The sequence below is a fragment of the Syntrophotalea carbinolica DSM 2380 genome (assembly GCF_000012885.1).
GTDB classification, from domain to species: Bacteria; Desulfobacterota; Desulfuromonadia; order Desulfuromonadales; family Syntrophotaleaceae; genus Syntrophotalea; species Syntrophotalea carbinolica.
Genome location: NC_007498.2, coordinates 220,073 through 240,434 on the forward strand (window position 1 = coordinate 220,073; position 20,362 = coordinate 240,434).

The 20,362-nt window shown below is 58.9% G+C and carries 13 protein-coding genes; 8 read left to right on the top strand and 5 right to left on the bottom strand.

From position 1 onward, the window contains the following. Positions 1-6: 6 nt before the first annotated feature. Positions 7-2,829 carry a GPMC system transcriptional regulator gene (locus PCAR_RS01470; RefSeq protein ID WP_011339835.1) on the bottom strand — a complete coding sequence of 941 codons (2,823 nt, stop codon included), beginning with the start codon at positions 2,827-2,829 and terminating at the stop codon, positions 7-9. Positions 2,830-3,012: 183 nt separating this feature from the next. Here PCAR_RS01470 and PCAR_RS01475 point away from each other — a divergent pair, with 183 nt between their 5' ends. The 5 genes from PCAR_RS01475 to PCAR_RS17580 all read left to right on the top strand — a co-directional run bounded on the left by PCAR_RS01475 (position 3,013) and on the right by PCAR_RS17580 (position 9,848). Further along, complete coding sequence (locus PCAR_RS01475) at positions 3,013-4,494, top strand: potassium channel family protein (protein ID WP_041531208.1); 1,482 nt, start codon at positions 3,013-3,015, stop codon at positions 4,492-4,494. A gap of 3 nt (positions 4,495-4,497) precedes the next feature. Further along, positions 4,498-5,658 carry a cation:proton antiporter gene (locus PCAR_RS01480; RefSeq protein ID WP_011339837.1) on the top strand — a complete coding sequence of 387 codons (1,161 nt, stop codon included), beginning with the start codon at positions 4,498-4,500 and terminating at the stop codon, positions 5,656-5,658. Between the two features lie 209 nt (positions 5,659-5,867). After that, positions 5,868-7,025 (top strand): recombination-associated protein RdgC, encoded by a 1,158-nt coding sequence (rdgC, locus tag PCAR_RS01485; RefSeq protein WP_011339838.1) that lies wholly within the window; start codon positions 5,868-5,870, stop codon positions 7,023-7,025. A 5-nt stretch (positions 7,026-7,030) separates the two neighbouring features. Then, positions 7,031-7,423 (top strand): gamma-glutamylcyclotransferase family protein, encoded by a 393-nt coding sequence (locus PCAR_RS01490; RefSeq protein WP_011339839.1) that lies wholly within the window; start codon positions 7,031-7,033, stop codon positions 7,421-7,423. A 175-nt stretch (positions 7,424-7,598) separates the two neighbouring features. Continuing rightward, complete coding sequence (locus tag PCAR_RS17580) at positions 7,599-9,848, top strand: PAS domain S-box protein (RefSeq protein ID WP_011339840.1); 2,250 nt, start codon at positions 7,599-7,601, stop codon at positions 9,846-9,848. 92 nt (positions 9,849-9,940) lie between these two features. Here the strand turns inward: PCAR_RS17580 and PCAR_RS01500 are convergent, their stop codons facing one another. Next, entirely contained in the window at positions 9,941-10,609 is a 669-nt protein-coding gene (locus PCAR_RS01500) for an epoxyqueuosine reductase QueH (protein WP_011339841.1), read from the bottom strand. A 226-nt stretch (positions 10,610-10,835) separates the two neighbouring features. Between PCAR_RS01500 and PCAR_RS01505 the strand changes: the two genes are divergently transcribed. Genes PCAR_RS01505 through PCAR_RS01515 form a run of 3 tightly spaced genes read left to right on the top strand, consistent with a single transcriptional unit; the run spans position 10,836 to position 12,768 of the window. Then, on the top strand, positions 10,836-11,117 hold the full coding sequence (locus tag PCAR_RS01505; protein ID WP_041531480.1) for an ArsR/SmtB family transcription factor: 282 nt from the start codon (positions 10,836-10,838) through the stop codon (positions 11,115-11,117). Positions 11,118-11,166: 49 nt separating this feature from the next. Beyond that, the gene (locus tag PCAR_RS01510; RefSeq protein ID WP_011339843.1) at positions 11,167-12,480 is read left to right on the top strand and encodes a permease; all 1,314 of its coding nucleotides are present in this window, start codon (positions 11,167-11,169) and stop codon (positions 12,478-12,480) included. A gap of 54 nt (positions 12,481-12,534) precedes the next feature. Next, complete coding sequence (locus tag PCAR_RS01515; RefSeq protein WP_011339844.1) at positions 12,535-12,768, top strand: thioredoxin family protein; 234 nt, start codon at positions 12,535-12,537, stop codon at positions 12,766-12,768. Positions 12,769-13,013: 245 nt separating this feature from the next. Here PCAR_RS01515 and PCAR_RS01525 read toward each other — a convergent pair whose 3' ends face one another. From PCAR_RS01525 to PCAR_RS01535, 3 genes are all read right to left on the bottom strand, one after another. Continuing rightward, the gene (locus PCAR_RS01525) at positions 13,014-14,216 is read right to left on the bottom strand and encodes a methionine adenosyltransferase (protein WP_011339845.1); all 1,203 of its coding nucleotides are present in this window, start codon (positions 14,214-14,216) and stop codon (positions 13,014-13,016) included. A 147-nt stretch (positions 14,217-14,363) separates the two neighbouring features. Beyond that, positions 14,364-18,290: a translocation/assembly module TamB domain-containing protein gene (locus PCAR_RS01530; protein ID WP_011339846.1), complete on the bottom strand. Its 3,927-nt coding sequence runs from the start codon at positions 18,288-18,290 to the stop codon at positions 14,364-14,366. Beyond that, on the bottom strand, positions 18,287-20,110 hold the full coding sequence (locus PCAR_RS01535) for an autotransporter assembly complex protein TamA (RefSeq protein ID WP_011339847.1): 1,824 nt from the start codon (positions 20,108-20,110) through the stop codon (positions 18,287-18,289). The genes PCAR_RS01530 and PCAR_RS01535 overlap by 4 nt, the downstream gene beginning before the upstream one ends. Positions 20,111-20,362 lie beyond the last annotated feature (252 nt).

The window sequence follows — 20,362 nt, forward strand, 5'->3', positions numbered from 1 at the left end:
GGCGGATCATGCGATTTTAATCGTCTTGTAGAGGAAATTCTTGAATTTATAAAACAGACGCTTGTCGTCTCCGTTCCCATTGGTATTGTCGCAGGCGCGCAGCATTTCGGCGATCTGCGGCATGCTGCCCGCGCCGCGTTCCCTGGCCAGTTCGATCACCGCGGTAACCACATCGCGCGAGATGCGCTTTTCGGTGAAGGGCGCATGCAGGCCGGACCAGAAGTCGTCTTCGCCGCGTACGATGCGGTCGAGGGTTTCCTGCGCCACCTGGCTGGTGAGTTCTTCGGCGGAATGCTTTTCGCCGCGCGGTCCGAGAGAGGTCAGTACGCGTGCGATATCCGCCTCTTCGATGTTGCGTCCCTTGCGGAAAAACAAAGCCCGCACCAGGATGCTGCGCAGTTCGCGGATGTTGCCGACAAAGTGGTGTTGCGCCAACAGGAGTTGCGCGTCGCGGCTCAATATCGGCGCGGTCTGCTCGGTTTCTTCGGGCTTTTTGTATACCTGGTGCAGTTTGCCCAGGAAGTGCAGTGCCAGGTCGGGAATATCCTCGCGCCGTTCGTTGAGGGACGGAACCTCGATGGCCAATTCCGACAGACGGTGGTAGAGATCCTCGCGGAACCGGCCCTCGCGGATCAGCTGGCCCAGATCTTTGTTGGTGGCCGCCACCAGCAGCACCCGGGCGTAGCGGGTATGATTCTCGCCGAGGCGCACGAAACCGCCGTTGTCGAGGAACCGCAGCAGCTGCACCTGGGTCTTGGGGTCGGCGTCGCCGATTTCGTCGAGGAATACCAGCCCGCCGTGGGCTTCCTCCAGAATGCCCTTGCGGTCGGCATGGGCACCGGTAAAGGCGCCGCGTTTGTGGCCGAACAGCTCGGAATAGGTCAACTCTCCGCTGTAGGCGGCGATGTTGGTCTTTTTCACCGGCAGTTCGCTTTTGCTGTCGATGTTCTGCTGGTACATCTGGTTGAGACGCGAGTAGATGTTGTTGAACAGAAATTCCTTGCCGCTGCCGGTGTCGCCGGTGATGAGGATGGAGGGCAGCCCCAGGGTCGCTTCCTGCACGTCGCTGTTGAACCACATGGCGATACGATTGAACAGCGGCGGCGTGATGCTCTGAATGAATGCGACAATATCGTTGGCCTTGTCGGAATTGCCGATGATGTTGCCGAGTTTGTAGGACGAGACGTTGGGATCCTTGTAGCCGTAATCCCCGCCCAGGCGACTTACCTCGCCGGTGAGTTTTTCGATATACAGCAGGTCCGAGATATGGCGGGCGATCATGCGGCTGATGATCTGCAGGATGCGTTTGTGCTCGTCGCTGAAATAGTAGGGGCGCAGGCTGTCCATGCAGATCACGGCGATGACCTCGTCGTCGCAGATCACCGGCACGCCCAGCTCGCTTTTGATGATATCGGTGACCTCGTGGTAAAACCCGCCGGTACGTATTTCCTCCAGGGCGTCGGCCACCATATAGGAGCGCCCCGTATGAGCGACGTAGCCGGTCAGGCTGCGCTGCTCCGGGGGCAGTTCGGTGCCGCCGACCCGCAGCGGCGGGATGTATTTTTTCAAGCGCTGCTTGCTTTTGGCGCCGACCAGTTTTCCGTCAGGCTCCTCCACCACCAGCCAGCTCTGGTTATGGTCCTTGCGCACCAGGGCGATGCTGCCGGTGTCGGCGCCGATGAGTTCCGTCGCCTTGGACAGTACGCGGCTCAGAAACGAGGGCAGGCCTTCGAGTTTTTCGTGCAGCAGATCGTTGATTTCCGACAGCACCTTGATTTCGACATGCTCGTCGCCGATTTCCTGAATGACGCGTTGGGCCATTTCGGCGTGAGCTTCCAGCAGACCCTTTTCGAATTCGCTGAAGCGGTGGGTGCCGCGGGTATAGTAATTGACCAGGCAGATGACCCGGCGGGTGCGCGGATCGTAGCGCGGTACCACGTACAGCGATTTGAGGCCGAGTTCCTCGGTCAGGTAACGTTTTTGCAGCATCTCTGAGGAGAGGGTGGGGAAGTAGAGGGGTTCCAGCAGGGTGTCGTCGACAATCACGCCGGTGCTGTTGATGTATCGCGACAGCAGCGAGGTGCCGGGGCCGAGGTGGATCAGGCGCTGGTTTTCATAGGCCTGCTTGTCTTCCAGTTCCTCGGCGTAGGACGACAGGATCTGCAGGCACTCCTCGCTGCTGTCCGGGCCGAGGGGCGTCGGCACCAGTACCGCGGCCAGGGCCAGTTTGTCGATGAGCTTGACGGCGGATTTGACCATGCACAGGGCGGCTTCCTTCTTTTTGGCTTCGTCCACCCAGCGGGACAGAACCAGTTGTTGATGGTACAGCCGGGCCTGGTCGATATTGGCCATAACGCCGTCGAGAAAGTTTCGCAGTTGCCGAATCTGGGCGTCGGTGAGCACTTGTCCCGAACGGCTGCTGTCCACCGCCAGGACTCCAACGGCGCGGCCGTGGTGCACCAGCGGCAAATGGCATGCGGCACGGATATTGAAATCCTCCGCCAGTTGCCGGACCACAAGGTTGTCGGCCGTTTTCATGTCCGCGATCTGCAGGTCTTCATGGGTATGATAGACCTGGGAGACGGGAAACTCGGTATTGTTGATGGGAAAAGATCGATCGCGGACGATATCCGACCGATGCCCGGTGGCCATGGCGCCGCACAGAGCGCCGCTGGTCAGGTCTTCCAGGTAGATGCGGCAGGTGTTCCGACCGGTCATGAGGTGGACGGCCTTAACCAGGGCATGCAGGATATCATCCAGACTCTCCTTGCCGAGGGCGTTGATTTTTTCCGCTAACAATTTCAGTTGCGCATTGAGAAAAGGGTCCACGCGGCCTCCTGTGGGGCTCTTGAGTAGTCTTTTTACTCACAGAGTATAGCCTCGCTGTGGCTCTGCTGTCAAAGGAGAGCTGCAGCGAGGCGTTGGCCCTCTTGCCAAATAACCTTAATGGACTTACACTGGGTTCACATGCTCTTCGGCTCGAATCGGCATGCGTTTTTTCAAGGAGATTCTATGGCTACCGGCAGATATGTCATCATCGGAGGCGGGAACATCGGTCAGAAGCTGATTCGCCTGCTCTCCCCCGATCGGGAACTGGTTTTGATCGACCAGGACCAGCAGGCCCTGGATGCCGCCCTGCAGGCTCGCAGCAACGGCATCAGCACCGTGTTGGGCGATGCCACCAGCCGGCTGGTTCTGGAAAAAGCCGGGGTCAGGAAAACCGATACGGTTCTCATCACGGCCACCACTGAAAAAGTCAATGTCGAAGTCGCCAGGGTGGTGAAAAAATATTTCGACACCCGCCAGGTGTACGCTATCGGGATTACCCGCGCGGGTATCGCGGCCATGGAAGAGCTTGGCGTCGAAGTGGAAAACATCTTCAGCGTCAGCGCCATCGGTCTTCGCAACCGGCTCGAGCATAAAACCAAGACGGTGCACGGCGTCGGCCTGGGTAAAAACGAAATCCTCGAAGTCGAGATCCATCCCAACTCCCGTCTGGCCCATAATACCATCGGCCGTATCCGGCCCCGCCGGTGGCGCATCGGCATCATCTACCGAGACGAGGCGATTGTTATCCCCCGTGACGACACCGTGCTCAAGCCCGGCGACAAGTTGATCATTCTCGGCGATCCGCGGGTTCTGAAAACCGTCTCCGAGATGTTGACCTTCCGCTTCGTGCAGTTTCCCCTGGAATTCGGCGACCGTACCCTGGCGTTGTTGTTCGGCGGCGAACCGGAGGATTATTTTGCCGAGCTGGCCTATATCGTCAAGACCTTTCCCCTGGCGCAGACGTCGGTCGTTCTTTGCTCGATGCGGGACAGTGATCTGGAGCGCTCCCGTACTTTGCTGGCCGCCCAGGGACTCGGGCATTTCGAGTTGCGTCAGATCTCTCTGGCGGATCTGCTCGCCGACCCGGCGGTAGCTCCGGGGCCGACGGGCAAGGTGGGATTGGTGGTCCTGGCTCGCACTCATCTGCGTCGCGGTTTTAAAAACCCCGCCTTGGGCCAGTCGCGCAAAAGTCTGCTGATGCGGCTTTCCCTGGTGTTCCGGGCGCCTTTGCTGGTCAGCGGCGGAACCTTTCCCTATCAGCGCATGGCGCTCCCCTGTATGGCTGAGGGCCAGTTGCAGGCCAGTATGCAGACCGCCCTGGAGATCGCCGCCCCGCTGCATTTCAATCTTGAAGCGCTGGTTTGTAAACCGTCGGAATACATTGCCTCCAATGATGAGTTGAGCGGCTGTGAAAGAATCTGCAAAACCATCGATCGCCTGCGCCACATCTATCGCACCGAAATACACGAGACGCTGGTGGAGGGCAACCCCATCGCGGTTTTTTCCGAAGCGCTGCAGGAGCACAAGCTGCTTGTCGCCAATATCGGCGAATGGCGTCAGCCGCGTCTGTGGCCGGATTGGCTCGACCCCGACGTTCCCTGGCATGTAGTGGACCGGGCCAACATTTCGACCCTGTTGTTGCCGGCGGACCAGGAGACTCTCTGAGCTATGGCTGAGCAGCTGGTCACTCTCGTTACGGTGGTATTCGGCGCGGCGGTCATGCCCTTGGCGGCACGGCGCTTGTCGGTACCGTCGGCGGCTCTCGAAATCGTTTACGGCATGGTGCTGTTCAATACCGTGCTGGCGTCTCAGCCCGAATGGTTCGAGTTGCTCAAGGAACTCGGCCTGATCTACCTGATGTTCATCGCCGGTATGGAATTGTCGCTGCGGGAGCTTCAAAGCAGCGGGCGTGTATTGCGCTATGTGCTGATTCCTCTGCCGGCCTTTGTCGTCATGCCGCCGTTGCTGCACCTCATGGGGCTGCCCTGGTACCTCGGCGTTGTCCTGGCCATGATTTCCGCCGGCATCGTCATCCCGGTGCTCAAAGAGTCGAGTCTGTTACAGCGCCCCCTGGGGCGCGATATTCTGGGCGTGGCGCTGGCCGGCGAGTTGATTTCGATACTGGTGCTGACTTTGCTCGACATCTTCCATCATTACGGACTGACTCCGCATGCGCTTTTAGAATTATTGAAACTCGTGGCCTTGCTGGGCCTGGCAGCACTGGCCCTGAAACTGCTGTATCTGGCGGCCTGGTGGCATCCGAATCATGTCGCGCGCGTCATGCGCAGCGAGGACCCCACCGAAGAAGGCATCCGTCTGGTTATTTCCGTGGCGTTTGCCGGTGGCCTGGCCGCTTACGCCGCCGGTGTCGAGCCGATCCTCGGTTCTTTTATGGGGGGCGTAATATTCAGTCACGTTTTCAAGAGCAAGGGCCGTTTCGAGGATAAGATCAACGCCATCGGCTTCGGTTTTCTTACGCCGTTTTTCTTCATCGGTGTCGGCGCCGCATTCGATCCCGCCCTGCTGGGTTCGCCGCAAACCGTCTTGCTCGCCCTGGGATTGACGGTGTTGTTGCTGGTCGCCAAGCTGCTGCCGTTGCTGCCGGCGCGCCTGTTCGGCTTGCGCGGTACGGAGGCATGCGGCATGGGCTTGCTGCTGGCGGCGCCCTTGTCCCTGCTGGTGGTGGCCGGCACCTTGGGACAAAAAATGGGCCTGCTGTCGCCTTCGCTTAACGGCATGCTGGTATTGACGGCGGTGCTGGCCAGTATCCTGTTTCCCATGCTGTTCCGTTTGCTGGCACCACGGCTGAAACAGGACAGGCCCGACTGAGGCTCGCCGTCCAGAATTTCCTTGCCTCAAAGGGACAAACATTGTATTTCCTGTAGCCTTTATCCCGCATCTTCCCGACATATACCTGTTGCACCGTTTCGGCCTGTAATCTGCATGTTTTCGGGAACCAGCCATCGCTCTGGTATGGTGTTTTTCCCCTATTGACAAGAGTGATGGCACGATAACCATTTATAAATAAGGAGGATCCCATGGGTCTGTTATCCAATACTGTCAGTATCTGTCAGTTCAGCGTCGTCGGTGAACTGCCGACGGAGAATCTTATCGAATGGGCAGGTCAGTGTCTGGCCGGGCATGCTTTTCAGAGTATTGAAGGCAGCAGCGAGGAACAGTCGACCGGCTGGGTGCATCTGGACGATTTCGAGGCGTGGGATTTCGAGGAGCCCGATGCCTACGCCCGCGACCATTACCTCACCTTCAGTCTGCGGCGCGACCGGCGCCGTATTCCCGGCGGCCTGCTCAAGGCCCATCTCGAACGTGCCGAGCAGAAGTTTCTGGCCGAACATCCCGGATTGCAGCGGGTTCCCAAAAACAAGCGCGAGGAATTGCGCGAGGCGGTGCGCGGCACCCTGTTGTCCCGAACCTTGCCGTCTCCGGCGACGTTCGATGCCGTCTGGGATACCCAAAGCGGACGCCTTACGGTGACCACCCTTAACGGCCAGACCCTCGAGCTTTTCGAAAATCTTTTCAAAACTTCCTTCGAGGGGTTGCGTCTGGTGGCGGTGCATCCCATGGCCCGGGCCGCAGCGGTGCTCGACGACAACCACAAGGAGGGGCTGCAGCAGCTCAATCGTGCGGTTAACGATACCGTGCTCGATCAGATCAAGGACAATCTCTGGCTGGGCTGGGACTTTTTGCGCTGGTTGGTCGACCGCACCCTGAATTCCGGATCCGACTATCGCGTCACCCAACCAGGTCCGGCCCTTGACGGAGAAAGTTTCGTTGCCTATCTCAACGATCGTCTGGTGCTGACCGGCGGCCACGAAGAGGGGACCCAGAAGATCACCGTGGCCGGTCCTCAGGACCGCTTTGATGAAGCGCTGGCCGCTCTCGATACCGGCAAGGATATCGGCGAGGGCACCCTGTATCTGGAGAAGGGCGAACTGCAGTGGAAAATGACCCTTAAGGGCGAACTGTTTCAGTTCGGATCCTACCGCTGCCCGGCTGTCAAACTGGAAAAAGACGCTTTGACCGATCAGCACAGCGAGCGCATGGCGGTCTTTTTTGAGCGCATGTACCTGCTCGAAGAAGGGCTGCAGCTGTTCGACAGCCTTCTGAACGCCTTTTTGAAGGAACGCCTGTCGGAAACCTGGCGTCCTCCCCTGACGGAACCGTCGACGGCCGAATAAGTCCCGTGCCGGATCTGCTTTTTGTTTACGGAACCCTGCAGCAGCACGGCGGAGCTCATGAACTGCTGGCCGGGCAGGCCTCTTTGTTGGGGCCTGCCCGGCTGCAGGGGCGTCTGTACCAAGTGGGGCACTACCCCGGTGCCGTGCTCTCCACGTGTCCCGAGGATCGCGTTCGGGGGGAGCTTTTTCGGATGCGCCACCCGGAAGTTCTGCTGGCGCGGCTCGATGTCTATGAAGAGGTCGGCCCGCAGTTTCCGGAACCCCATGAATACAGGCGCGCCGAAGTGGTTGTGATGACTGCCGATCACATGCCCAGGACAGCCTGGACTTATCTCTACAACCGCTGCACCGATTGCCTCATCCATCTGGCCAGCGGCTGCTGGATTACTGCCAAGTGACGGTTAAACAGCGCCGTGATCTGTATCGTTGCCAATCCTTATACCAACTGTGGTAAAATTTAACTCTTTATAATGTTCATGTTTCGCGCTATAACGGAAAACCGTCATGGCGATCATGTTTTATGGCTGACTCGAAAACTGCCTGATTTCACCTTCGAAATGGTGTCTTGAAGTTATGACCAAACCATCCCTCTATCAGCGGCTTTTCTCCGATATTTCCGACCTGCTTGCTGTCGTCGATCGTAATCACCGCCTTGTCATGTGCAACTGGCGCGGGGGGTACGATTATGTTCCCGAGGACAAAAGAACGGGACAGCCCCACTGCTACGAGGTCTTTTATCCCGGGCAGAACGGACCCTGTCAGCCTTGTCACGTGATGGAGGTTTTCCGTACCGGAAAACCCCTGGTTACCGAGAAATATAATGCCCGCGTCGGTCATCTGGAGGTTCGCTGTTTTCCCATCTTCGACGAGGCCGGCGAGCTTACCATGGTTGCGGAACAACTTTGCGATATCAATCAGCGTAAAGCCGCGCTGGAAAACCTGCATGCCAGCGAAAGGCAATACCGGACCCTGGTCGAAAGTCAGATCGACCTGGTTTGTCGTTGGCAACCCGATACCACCCTTACCTTTGTCAATTCCGCCTATTGCCGGTTTTTCGGCAAAACCCGCGCCGAATTGCTCGGCACCCGATTCCTCGATAACTGCCCGCAAGAGTTCCGCCCTGACCTTGCCGCCCATGTGGCTTCGCAAGCTCAAAATCCGAGGCTGGAGGTCGTGGAAGTCAAGGTATACGACACCAAAGGCCGGATCCGTTGGCAAAGCTGGTGCGATTGTCCGATTTTTGATGAGCAGGGACGTCTGGTGGAATTTCAATCGGTGGGCCGGGACATCACCAAAGAAAAAATGGCCCTGGAGCACTTGCGCGAAACCCAGACCCGTTACCGGCACTTTTTTGAAAACGATTTGACGGGGGATTTCGTGGTCGGCATCGACGGACAGCTGGTCGACTGCAACCCAGCCTTTTTGCGCATTTTCGGTTTCGATTCACGGCAACAGGCCTTGGAGAAAGACTTCTTCGAGTTGTTCTTTCACGGCAAGGATCCCGGGATCTTTTTTGAGATTCTTCAGCAGCAGAAAAAGATGGAGTATTGCGACATCGAAGGCTGTAAATGCGACGGCAGCCCTTTGCAGCTCATCGCCAATCTGCTTGGGCAATTCAACGAAGAGGGGCAACTTACGGGCATCGAAGGGTTTTTGTTCGATAACACCGACCTTAAAAATCTACAGAAACAGTTTCTCCACGCGCAGAAGATGGAAGCCATGGGACGCCTGGCCGGCGGGGTGGCCCACGATTTCAACAATCTTCTGACGGTGATCAGCGGTTACAGTCAGTATCTGTTGCAGAAATATTCGGATGAAGCGCTGCAGGGTTGTCTGGAGCAGATCGTCAAGGCGGGCGAGCAGGCCGCTTCGCTGACCAGTCAGCTGCTGGCCTTCAGTCGGCGCCAGGTCATGCAGACCAAAGAGATGGACCTCAATGGGGTCACGGCCGATATGGAAAAAATGTTGCACCGGATTCTCGGTGCCGATGTCGACCTGGTAGTGCTGCGGGATCCCCGTCTGGGGCTGGTCAACGCCGATCGCGGCCAGATCGAGCAGGTGATCGTCAACCTGGCCGTGAATGCGCGCGATGCCATGCCCGAGGGTGGCAAACTGACTATCGAAACCATCAATATCGAGCTGGATGAAATCTATTCCACCTGGCATACCGGTCTGGCGCCCGGTCATTATGTCATGATGTCCGTTACCGATACCGGCATCGGTATGGATCCCGAAATCATGGGCAAGATTTTTGAACCCTTCTATACCACCAAGGAAACCGGCAAAGGCACCGGCCTGGGGCTGTCCACGGTTTACGGCATCGTGCAGCAAAGCGGGGGGCACATTTATGTGTACAGCGAGCCGGGTATGGGTACGACTTTCAAGATTTATCTGCCGCGCGTCGACAGTCCGGTCCATGACCGTGCCGCCAAGGAATGTAGCAGTTTACCCATCAAGGGCAGTGAAACCATTCTGCTGGTGGAAGATAACGAGTCCGTCCGGGATCTTGCTCACATGGTTCTGCGCGGTAACGGTTATAATGTCCTGGAAGCTTGCGATATCCATGAGGCGTTGCAGGTTTTTGAAACCTATGACGACGCCATTCATCTGCTGCTGACCGACGTTGTCATGCCCGGTGGCAGCGGCCCGACCCTGGTGGCAGAGTTGCGAGGCCGCAAGGCCGATCTCAAGGTTCTTTATGTGTCCGGTTATCCGCAGGACACTCAGGCCATTCAGGATTCTGAAACCAGCAAGGACGCCTTTCTGGCCAAGCCTTTCACCCCGATATCCCTGGGGCTGAAAGTGCGGGAGATTCTCGGCTAGGCTTTTTGTCAGCATACGCATATCTCGATAGATAAAAGGCCGCCCGTTTTGATGACGGGCGGCCTTTTGTTGTTTCTATCGCAAACCAGCGACTAGGACTTTATCCACCGGTCATATGCGGTAATATCCCGTTGAATGATGTCCTGGCCTTTCTGCAGGCGCCAACGGTTGGTATCGCGCAGGCTGAAGACACAGCCGCAGTATTGCTGGTGATAAAATCCCTCGCGTCGCGAAACTTCGATCATGCGCTGGGAACCGCCGGCCTTGCGCCAGTTGAAGGGCCAGAAGCTGACGCCCGGCTGAGCGGCGGCAGCCGTCAGGCCCGCCTCATTGACCTGCGCCAGATCTTTCCACCGGGAAATCCCCAGGGTGGTGGCGAAGACCTCGAAACCGTGCGCCGCGGCATAAGCAGCTGTGGACGCCAGCCGCATCTCGAAACAGACGCCGCAACGCGCGCCGCGTTCAGCTTCCTCCTCCAGGCCGGAAACCGCACGAAACCAGGGCGCCGGGTCGTTATCGGCATCCACAAAATCGACGCCGAGCTTGACCGCAAAATCCCTCTGTTCTTCCTTGCGCTTCCGATATTCATCGCGCGGATGGATATTGGGGTTGCAGAAGTACAGCGTTACCGCTACCCGGGCCTCAACGAGAGTTTCGAGAATCCCCCCGGCGCATGGTGCGCAGCAGGAGTGCAGCAGCAGACGCCGGGCACCGCCGGGCAGTTCCAATTCCATATGTTTTTTCTTGGCAGCATGTTTCACGGAAAATACTCCGGGTTCGCAACCTTTTTTCCCAGCCTGAGCAATCTTCAGCAGCAGTATACCCTCAATCTTCCTCGCCGAACAAGTTCCGCCGCAAGTGTAACCAGTGAGGGCCTTGAGCGATAAGCTGTCGCCGGTGGTGAATTCCGGATTGTTAAACCTTGACAATCGGGCATCTATTTGTCTTATTGTACAAATAGGCAATAAATATCGAGAGGCAGCGATCGTGACCCAAAACAACGATGATCTTGAGTATTGCAGCGATTTTTTTAAAGCGCTCGCCCATCCGACCCGGATTGTTCTCGTCGAGGATCTGGCCGAGGGCGAAAAATGCGTCTGCGACCTGGCGCAAAAGATCGACGCGGATATCTCCACCGTTTCGCGTCATTTGCGGGAACTCAGAAACGCCGGCATCGTAGCCAACCAAAAGCGCGGCAACCAGGTTTTCTACAGCTTGCGCACTCCCTGCATTCTGAATTTCCTGCAGTGCATCCGTAAATTGCAGTAAGGCGAAGCATGGTTCCGTGGCGACGGTGTCGACGTAAAGGAGTCCGACTATGAAATGGATCAGGGAATGGAAGTCACTGGCTTTGATCATCGGCGGATTTATCCTGTGTTATTACCTGCCCGTCGATTGGCTGCGCAGTCTCGAACGTCTGCACAATGCGCTGTGGGAGTCCCTTTACCTGGTCAAATGGTACGCCCGCGAGCATGTGTTGCTGTGCCTGGTGCCGGCCTTTTTCATCGCCGGGGCGGTGGGCGTGTTCGTCGGCCAGGCTTCGGTGATGAAATATCTGGGAGCCCGGGCCAACAAGGTGCTCGCTTACGGGGTGGCTTCCGTTTCCGGGGCGGTGCTGGCGGTCTGCTCCTGCACCATCCTGCCGTTGTTCGCCGGCATTTACCGCATGGGCGCCGGGCTGGGACCGGCCTGTGCCTTTCTTTATTCCGGTCCCGCCATCAATATCCTGGCGGTGGTTCTGACGGCCAGAATCCTCGGTCCGGAAATCGGCATAGCGCGCGCCGTCGGTGCGGTTCTGTTCAGTATCGTCATCGGTCTCTGCATGCACTTTTTGTTTCGTCATGAAGAGCTGGAAAAGGTCAAGGCTACCGTGGCCATGCCGGAACCGGAGGTGTCCCGCCCGTTATGGCAGAATGCCATCTATTTCGCGGCCATGGTCGGTATCCTGGTGTTTGCTAATTGGGGCCGGCCGTCGGCGGAAACCGGTCTCTGGCATCTGATTTATGCAGCCAAGTGGCCGGTGACCGGAGCCTTTGCCGCGCTGTTGGGCTGGATTCTGGTGCGCTGGTTTCAGGTGCGCTGGTGGAAAATCCTGCTGCTCGCGCTTCTGACCGGGTTGCTGGCGGTGTTGTTTCCGCAGATCCCGGGCATTGCTTTCGTGGTCGGCGTGATCGGTCTTTCGGTGATCATCAATACCGAAGGCGAGGAAATGCAGGAATGGTTCGAAACCTCCTGGGGTTTTGCCAGGCAGATCCTGCCATTGTTGCTTATCGGGGTGGTTATCGCCGGAGCGCTGCTGGGTCGTCCCGGCTCCGAGGGGCTGATCCCTTCGGACTGGGTGGCCCGTTCCGTTGGCGGCAACTCCCTGGGGGCCAACCTGTTCGCTTCCGTAGCCGGCGCCTTCATGTATTTCGCCACCCTTACCGAGGTGCCGATTCTCGAAGGGTTGCTCGGCGCAGGCATGGGCAAGGGTCCGGCGCTGGCCCTGCTGCTGGCGGGGCCGGCTTTGAGCCTGCCGAATATGCTGGTCATTCGCAGTGTCATGGGCACTAAAAAAACCCTGGCTTTCGTAGCGTTGGTGGTGGTGATGGCGACGGTCAGCGGATTGATTTTCGGAACATTCTGGGGCTGATTTGCTTCAGAGTGGTCTATTCGACAAAACTGTATCAAGGGAAAGGTTTTAACCATGAAAAAGATTCAGATTCTCGGTACCGGTTGCAAAAAATGCCAGACGCTTCTGGAGAACGCCGAAACCGCCGCGAAGCAGCTTGGCATCGAGTATGAGCTGGTCAAGGTATCGGATATCAAGGATATCGCAGCGTTTGGTGTCATGATGACGCCGGCCCTGGCTGTTGATGGCGAAGTCAAAGTGGCCGGCAAGGTACCCAAGGCGGAAGATCTGAAGAAATATCTGGCCTGATTCCGATGCTATACAGGCAACCTGCGGTTGCACTGTATCATTGCCAAAAAGCCATGCCCCGGGGATTCGCTATCCCCGGGGCATGCGTTTATCTACCGTTTAAGATGCTGGTTTTCAGAAAAAAAACATTTACCGCAGAGACCGCAAAGTTCGCAGAGGAATTATTCCCTAACAACTCTTTCTCTGCGCTCTCTGCGTACTCTGCGGTGAATGCTTTGGAATGGCTTTGAGTAATTATCCCAGCCTTAACAGACCGGATGTTTCCCTTCGATCAACTCCCTGCACAGCGGTTCCACCCCTGCCAGCGCTTCCGCCAGAATCGTCTGGGCGGACTGCCGGATCGGTTCAAATGGCTGCCCCGCTGCGGGCAGGATCTGCGCCGCCAGCATTTGTGGCTGGTCGATGGGTGCGCCGATCTGGCTGACCAGGAACACGTAGACCTCCTGCAGATCGGGGATGCTTTGGTAAATGCGGCGTGCCGCCTGGTGTGCCAGCACGTTGTAAATCTTGCCGACATGACTGACCGGATTCTTGCCGGCGACCGCTTCGGTGCCGATGGGGCGCCCGACGGGGATAAGTCCGTTGACCCGGTTCCCCCGACCGACCTGGCCGGAATCGGCATCTTCGGCGGATGTGCCGAGCAGACTCAGGTAGACGCCGCCCAGCCCGCGGCCGGCCTGGTCGAGGGTGTTGAGATGAACCGTGGCATCGTCAAAACCCGGCAGGGTGGCGGCGAACCGCTGCAGGTCGGTCAGGATAGCGCGTTTGCGCTCGAAGTAGGCCTGTTCGCTAGCGATAAGACGTGCCATTAACGGCATGGCAACGGTGAAATCGACGTGTCGGCCGCGCCGCACTCCCATGACCTTGACATCCTCACCGGTTTCGGGGTGCCGGGATTTGAAGTCGCTTCCGTTGACATAGTTCTCCAGAGCCAGCACCGCCTGTTCCGTGGGGCTCAGGGGGTAATAACCGACGGCTGCGGAACTGTCGTTGGCGGCATGCACCTGGCCCCGGCGTGCGAAGATATCGGTGAGTTCTGCGGAGCCGGGAGCCAGCACCGACCGGCAGATCAGGTGGCGTTCCGGATCGATAAAGCGCATGTGCCGATTCAACCAGTCCCGCACGGCCGCTTCGGTGATATCCGCTACGGGAACCTTGTGGCCTTTGACCTCGACCGTCGCCCGGTCTCCGATGATCAATTCCATCGGTTTGAGTATGCGGCCGCCGCCGAACCATTTTTCAACGCTGCCGGCGCTAAGCAGGCCTTTGTCGATATTATGGTGCAGCACCGCGCCGAACTCTTTCAGATAGTATCGCGAAAGTTGTTGGGAGATGGTTTCCAGCATGGCGTCGCACATGCTGTCGGGATGTCCGATTCCCTTGCGTTCCACAATCTCAAAGGGCTGGTCGGCCATGGCCAAGCCATGAAAGGGGGCTACCAGAATCATGCGCCGTCTCCTTGCGGTAAGCAGCGGGCTTCGTTTTTTTGCTTCTGGTACCAATTGTACAATGCATCCGCCCGGAAACCAGCGGCACGGCAAACTAACGGTGGGTCTTCTCGGCGTTCTCTGCGTGCTCTGCGGTGAATAGTTTGCTTACCGGAATTCAATCTTGTAATACAGGTCTACGCCGCTTTCCTCGCCGGTGGTCGATTCCAGTTGCCAGTGCTTGCCCAGGCTGTAGCGCAATCGGAATTCCTGGGTATTGGCGAACAGGGACTGGCCGATACTGACATACAGGCTGGGACTGAGATACTTGCCGATGGTCAGCATCGAGCTGGAGACATCGTCCTGGCCGGTGGCGCTGCCGGTTTCAAAGCCCAGGACATCGACTCCCAGTTGCCGTTTGAGGCGATCGCGCATGACCACCGATTCCCCCTGGGAAAGCAGCAGCCCGCCGGCGGTCATCAACAGATCGGCTTCCCCGGCATTGCGCGCCGAAGCCCGGCCCAGTACGATATACGCCAGCCGGTCGCTGTCGGACATGGCCGGTTCGGAAGTGAGTTTAACCACCGGCAGGCGGGGCGTGCCGCTGACCTGGACCCCCGCCTTGATCTTGCCGACGGTGCGCAGGGCGACGATATCCAGGGTCGGTTGCGCAAGCGGCCCGTTGAACAGAAGATTGCCGCGCGTGATGTCCAGCCGGGTGCCATAGGCGGCGTACATCCCTTCGGCCACGGCGATGCGTCCATTGGCGGTCAGGGCATTGCTGTCGATGGAGCTTAAGTGCAGTTCTCCCGTCAGGCGGGCGTCGAGGCCTGAGGCCTTGACCAGCACATGGTCTCCCAGCAGCAGTCGGATATCGGCCTGAATGGGGAATTCGGCGGAAGGTTTTTCCGGGGACTGTTCGCCAACCATGACCACATCGTCGCTGGGAGTGATGAGCGACGGTTTTTTATTGTCCCGGATCATGACTTCCGACAGTTTGACAGTGCCGGTGACCTTCAGCTCTGAGGTTGAACCCGTAATGAGCAGGTCCGGATCGGCCTGTATCTGTATTTCCGGCAGATTGACCAGTTGCACGCCCTGGCCCTTCAGGGTCACGTTGTAGTTGCCGGGTTTCCAATCGTGCAACTGCAGGGAGCCTTTGCCCCGCAGGGTTCCTTTACCGGATTGCAGGGACAGGTTGTCGAGCAGGATACGATCCCCGTCAAGACGTGCCAGGATATTCACCTTTTGCAGTTCCAGGCCGGCTATGGGCAGATAGGCGCCGGCTTCGAGCAGCTGTACCTGTCCATTCAGTTGCGGTTGTTGCCAGGTACCGTCTCCGCGCAGTTTGATTTCGACGCGCCCGCGGGATTCCTGCACCGCTCCGGGCATCAACGCGGCAAACAGCCCCAACTCGGTGCTGCGGCCGTCGATGATTATGTCCAGTGCCCCCTGTTGCGCCGGTTTTACGGGCATACGCGCCGGAATCGGCAGTCGGAAACTGCCGTTCAGATGACCGTAATCCCCCAATTGCACCTCGGTTTGGCCAGAAAGCTCCTCACCGCGCCAGTTCCAGTTCAGCTCGGCATTTTGTACCGGGACGGTGATCTGTCCCTGCTCCTTGTCGGTCGCGATCTGACCGCCGGTGACGGTTATCCGGCCGTCGGCGATCAGTTGCCGGCCGGGCAGCAGTTTTCCTGTGGATTGACCGGAGAGGATACCCTGGATGGCGATGCCGGAGGGCAGCCAGGGCGCCAACAGTTGCAGGTCCAGATCCCGGCAGAGCCATTGCCAGTCGGCCTGTTCCGGCAGGGTCATGGATGTGCTGCGCCCGCCCTGGATACGCCCTTGCAGCCGTCCCCCTTGCTTGAGGTCCGCATGGAGCTCGGCCTGTAATCGCGCGGGGGTCCATGACAGGCTGGCTTCGGCCCCGGCCAGGTGCAGTTGCCGTCCCTCGCGCTCGAGGGAACCAGCGGTCTTTAGATCGGCAAGCAGTGCGAAAGCTCCATCGGCGGTTTGTTCCCATGAGGCGTTGCCGCTGCTGTTACCGGTGATTTTGGTGCCGTCCAGCCAGGCTTGCGCATGGGCCAGGCGAAGTTGTTCCCACGCGAGTTGCCCTCGGCCGATCAGGGGCGCGTATTGGATTTGCGCCGCTGCCGAGAGGGCTTCACCGGAGGTGCCTGTCAGGCGCAGTGCGGCAAGCTTGAGTCCTTTTTGCGACACGCTCAATGCGGCGGGGTCAGCCAGGTTCAAGGTGTCGATGGCATCCCGCAGGGTCAGTTCGGTCACAGATCCTTGCCATGCGGATTTTTCGTAGCCGCCGGCGGCGGTCAGCTTCAGCTGTGTCTGCCGTGGAAGGGTGATGCGGGCGCTCAGGCTATGCTGTTCGGGACGGCCGTTGCCGCGGATGGAAAGGGCCGAAATTTGAACATCATTGTACTGCAACCCCGTCAGGTCGGCCTCGAGGGAGCCGCTGCGGTTCGCTGCCAGGGCGGCGGAAAAACGAAGATTTCGAACCCCGAGCTGGCCGTGTTGCAGGGCGCGCCCGCTGCCGTTGAGCTCGCCGGCCACCTGTTGGTTGCGCCAGCGTATCCAGCCGCGTCCCTGCATGGCTCCGGTCAGTTCCGGCACAAGGCTGGCCAGGTCATCGACCCTGGCGGCAAAGTCGATACGCTGCTGCAGTCGCCCCCGTGCGGTGAGGTCGAGGCCCCGGCTTTGCAGCTGCAAGGTGTCGATCTGCACGTCCTCGTTTTGCAGCCGGGCCCGGATTTGCCCCTGCAAGGGGGCGTCGCGCAGGGTGCTCGGCAGCAAACGGGCGTCAATCCTGGCGCTCATACCGCCCTGATCGAGGCGACTCCATACGCCCTCGGCCTGCAGGTTGATGTTGCCCGGCCAGGCCAGACCGGCACGTTGGGGGTTGAGGTCATGGCCGCTGAGTTTGCCGCGGATGCTCAGTTGCGGTGTCCAGCGCACATTGGCATCGCCGTCGATGGTGCCATCCAGCCCATGGATGTTGAGATCGGTGAGATCTAAATTCTGGCGATTACCGCTGAAGGAGGTTTCGAGCCGGAGATCCCGCCATTGCGTCGCCCGGTTGTTCAGTGCCAGCGTTCCCGCATAGGCATCCGGGTCAGCCTTCAGCGTCAGGTGTCCATCCAGATGGGTCGTCTGCCCTGCCAGTGTGGCCAGATCCAGGTTCTTCAGGTCGGCGGAGAGTTCGAGCCGGGGTTTGGGTTCGGCCCAGTCAAGGCGCACCTTGCCGTGGAGGGAGCCTGTCGATGACAAGCTCCGCAGGTCGAAGTTGTCCAGCCTCAGGTCGGTCGGTGTCACGACAAAGGGCGTGGCCAGTTGCAGAATACCTGCCGCAGGCGCCTGTGCGCCGGCATGCAGAGTGCCGGTCAGCGACCCGGGTTGCTCCCCGGGCTGCAGGGTCAGCGCCAGAATCAGGGGCACAGCGGTTTGCGTGTCCGGTTTGGTCAGCGCTGCCCCTTTTAGTCGCAGTCCCGGTTGGTGCCAGTCGATTGCGGCACGGGCGGTCCATGCCCCCGCATCGCTCAGTGCCGTAACTATCGGGATGCGCAGTCGCCGTCCCGTCCAACGGGCCTTGGCGGCCAGTCCTTGCAGATAAAACGAGGGCCCATCCGGTTGTTGCCATCTGAGTCGCTTGATCTGCACATCGTCCAGGGCGACGTGGATTTTCTGCATCCAGCCGGGCAGCTCGGGCCAGGCCAGATCAAGGGGTTCGCGTGGCTGGTCTTTTTCGGGGATTGTGACAAGGGTCACATCTTCCAGGTTCAGAGAGCGGATGCGCACGTTTCTGTGCAGCAGCCCGGCGGCGCGCCAGCGCCATGTCAGCCGGCCGATGGTCGCTGTGCCCCCGGTCCAGCGCACTTCCAGGCCGGACAATCTGAGTTCGTCGGTAAGACGCCCCTCGACGGTCTGGACGGCAACGGTCTCCGGCATGCGGCTTGCCACGGTACGGATCAGCCAGGCGGAGCCCCCGGCTGTGGCCATCACCCAATAGCACCCGAACACGAAGGCCAGAGTGCCCAGCAGTACCAGCCCGCCAAGAATATGGAGTACGTAGCGTTTCACCAGTTATACCCGATGCTTAAATGGATGCGGTAGGAGGGGTCGTCTTCGCCGATCTGTCGTGCGACATCGAGGCGCACCGGCCCTACCGGTGTGTAGTAGCGCAGGCCCAGCCCGGCCCCCTGAGCCAGTTTGATCTGGTTGGGTTCATCGAAGGCGTTGCCGGTATCGTAAAAGGCCGCCAGTCCCCATTTCGAACCGAGGGCGCGTTCCAGTTCCAGGCTGCCGACCAGCAGATATTTGCCGCCAACCACGTCTCCGTCGCTGTCCTTGGGGCCCAGGGATTGATAGGCATAGCCGCGCACACTCTGGTCGCCCCCGGCAAAAAAACGCAGCGAAGCCGGTACCTCGTCCAACGGTTCGTTTTGCAATGTCCAGCCGCTATCCACACGTGCCAGCAGGGAAAACCGTCCCGGCAGGGCCAGCAGGATTTTCCCGGAGGCCAGCATCTGCAGAAGGCCGGTGTCCGAGCCGAGATATTGGTGACCGCCACGTACCTCGAGGGTGTAACTGTAGCCGTTTTTAGGACGAATCAGGCTGCGGTAATGGCGGTGGGAGAACCGCGCCCCGGGCAGCACCATGCGCAGGCTGTTGTCTTCGTCGCCGACGGTAAAATCCTCCTGGAAAATCTGCAGGTAGATGGAGAATTTACGTCCCTTTTTCAAGTCCCAGGCGCGTTCCACCTCGCCGGTGATCTTGCTGGAGAGAAAGGTGTCGACATCCTCGCGTTCGAACGTCAGGCGCAACGCCGTGTAGCTGTCCAGGCTTTGCGGGTCGGGCAGGATGTAAGCGCCCCCGGCGGTCTGGGCGTCCTGGGCCAGGTTGGCCTTGAGCTCGAGTTCGTGGCCCCGGTTGAAGATGTTCAGATCCCGATAGAGCAACGACATGCGGGCACCGGTATCGGTGCCATAGCCGATACCGGGCTGCAGCCGGCGTGATGGCGAAGGCGTGAGTACAACATCGATGGGAACGCGCGCATCGACGACGTTCTGGCGATCCGGAAGCAGCCGGATTTCGCTGAAACGGTCGGCATCGAGAAACTGCAACTGGGTCTGGCCGAGACTGGCGTAGGAGAAGATGTCCCCCGGATGAAAGGTTAAAAACCGTCGCAAAAAAGCATCCGGATAGTTTTCTGCACCCCGGAAGCGCACCTCGCCGAAGTAATACCGCGGGCCGCTGGCCAGCTCCAGGTCGATTTCGGCGGACAGAGCGGCGACATCGATGCGGATTTCGTGAACGCTGAATTCGGCGTCCAGGTAACCCAGGTCGAGGGCCTGACTTTGCAGTTCCTGTTTGGCTTTTTCATAGGCGGACTGGTCGAGTGGAGCATCGATATGCAGCGGAAAATTTTCCGCCAGTCGGGTCAAGGCACCCCGGGCGGCACCGGGGCCGGTGACCTCCACCCGCAGTTTCGTTACCCGCACCGGTTCGCCCGCTTCGACTGTGACGGTGATCAGATAGCTGCCGTCGGTTTCCGCGAGCCGGGTATCGATCACCGGGCGGAAATAACCGAAGGGCTGCATGGCCTCCGCGACCTGCTTCGGTACCTGCTGTACGAAGCGCGTCATCCAGCGGCGGTCGACCTGGTCATCGCGCACCAGTCCCGAGGGGAAGGCCAGGGCCGCCTCCACATTGGCGCGCAGGTCGCCTTCCAGCCCCAGCAGTTCAAGGCGCAACGGTTCGGCAGCCAGACATGGACCTAGGCAGAAATAGAACAGCACCGCTAACAGCATCCCGGCGATTGTCAGTGGAAGCGGACATAGCCTGCGGGACAGTTCTGCGATGATGGTGCCGTGGGCTGCGGGAGAAGCGTATTTGTGCAAGCGGTTTGCCTTTCCTTTTATACGCAGTGGCAGGAAACTCGCGGCCGATAATCGATCATTGCACCAATCGTCGTTTGTCGTCCATAAGTATCTGATATGTCATTCTCCCCAATATGACAGGGAGTCGCTTTTGCTCTTGTGACTCTTTCATCATAGCGCAAAATGGTAACGGTATGGAGCCCTGTGTATATCCTTGTGTATATGGGGATACGGAAAAAGGATGTTGTTGGGAACGAGGTGGTGAACGATGCG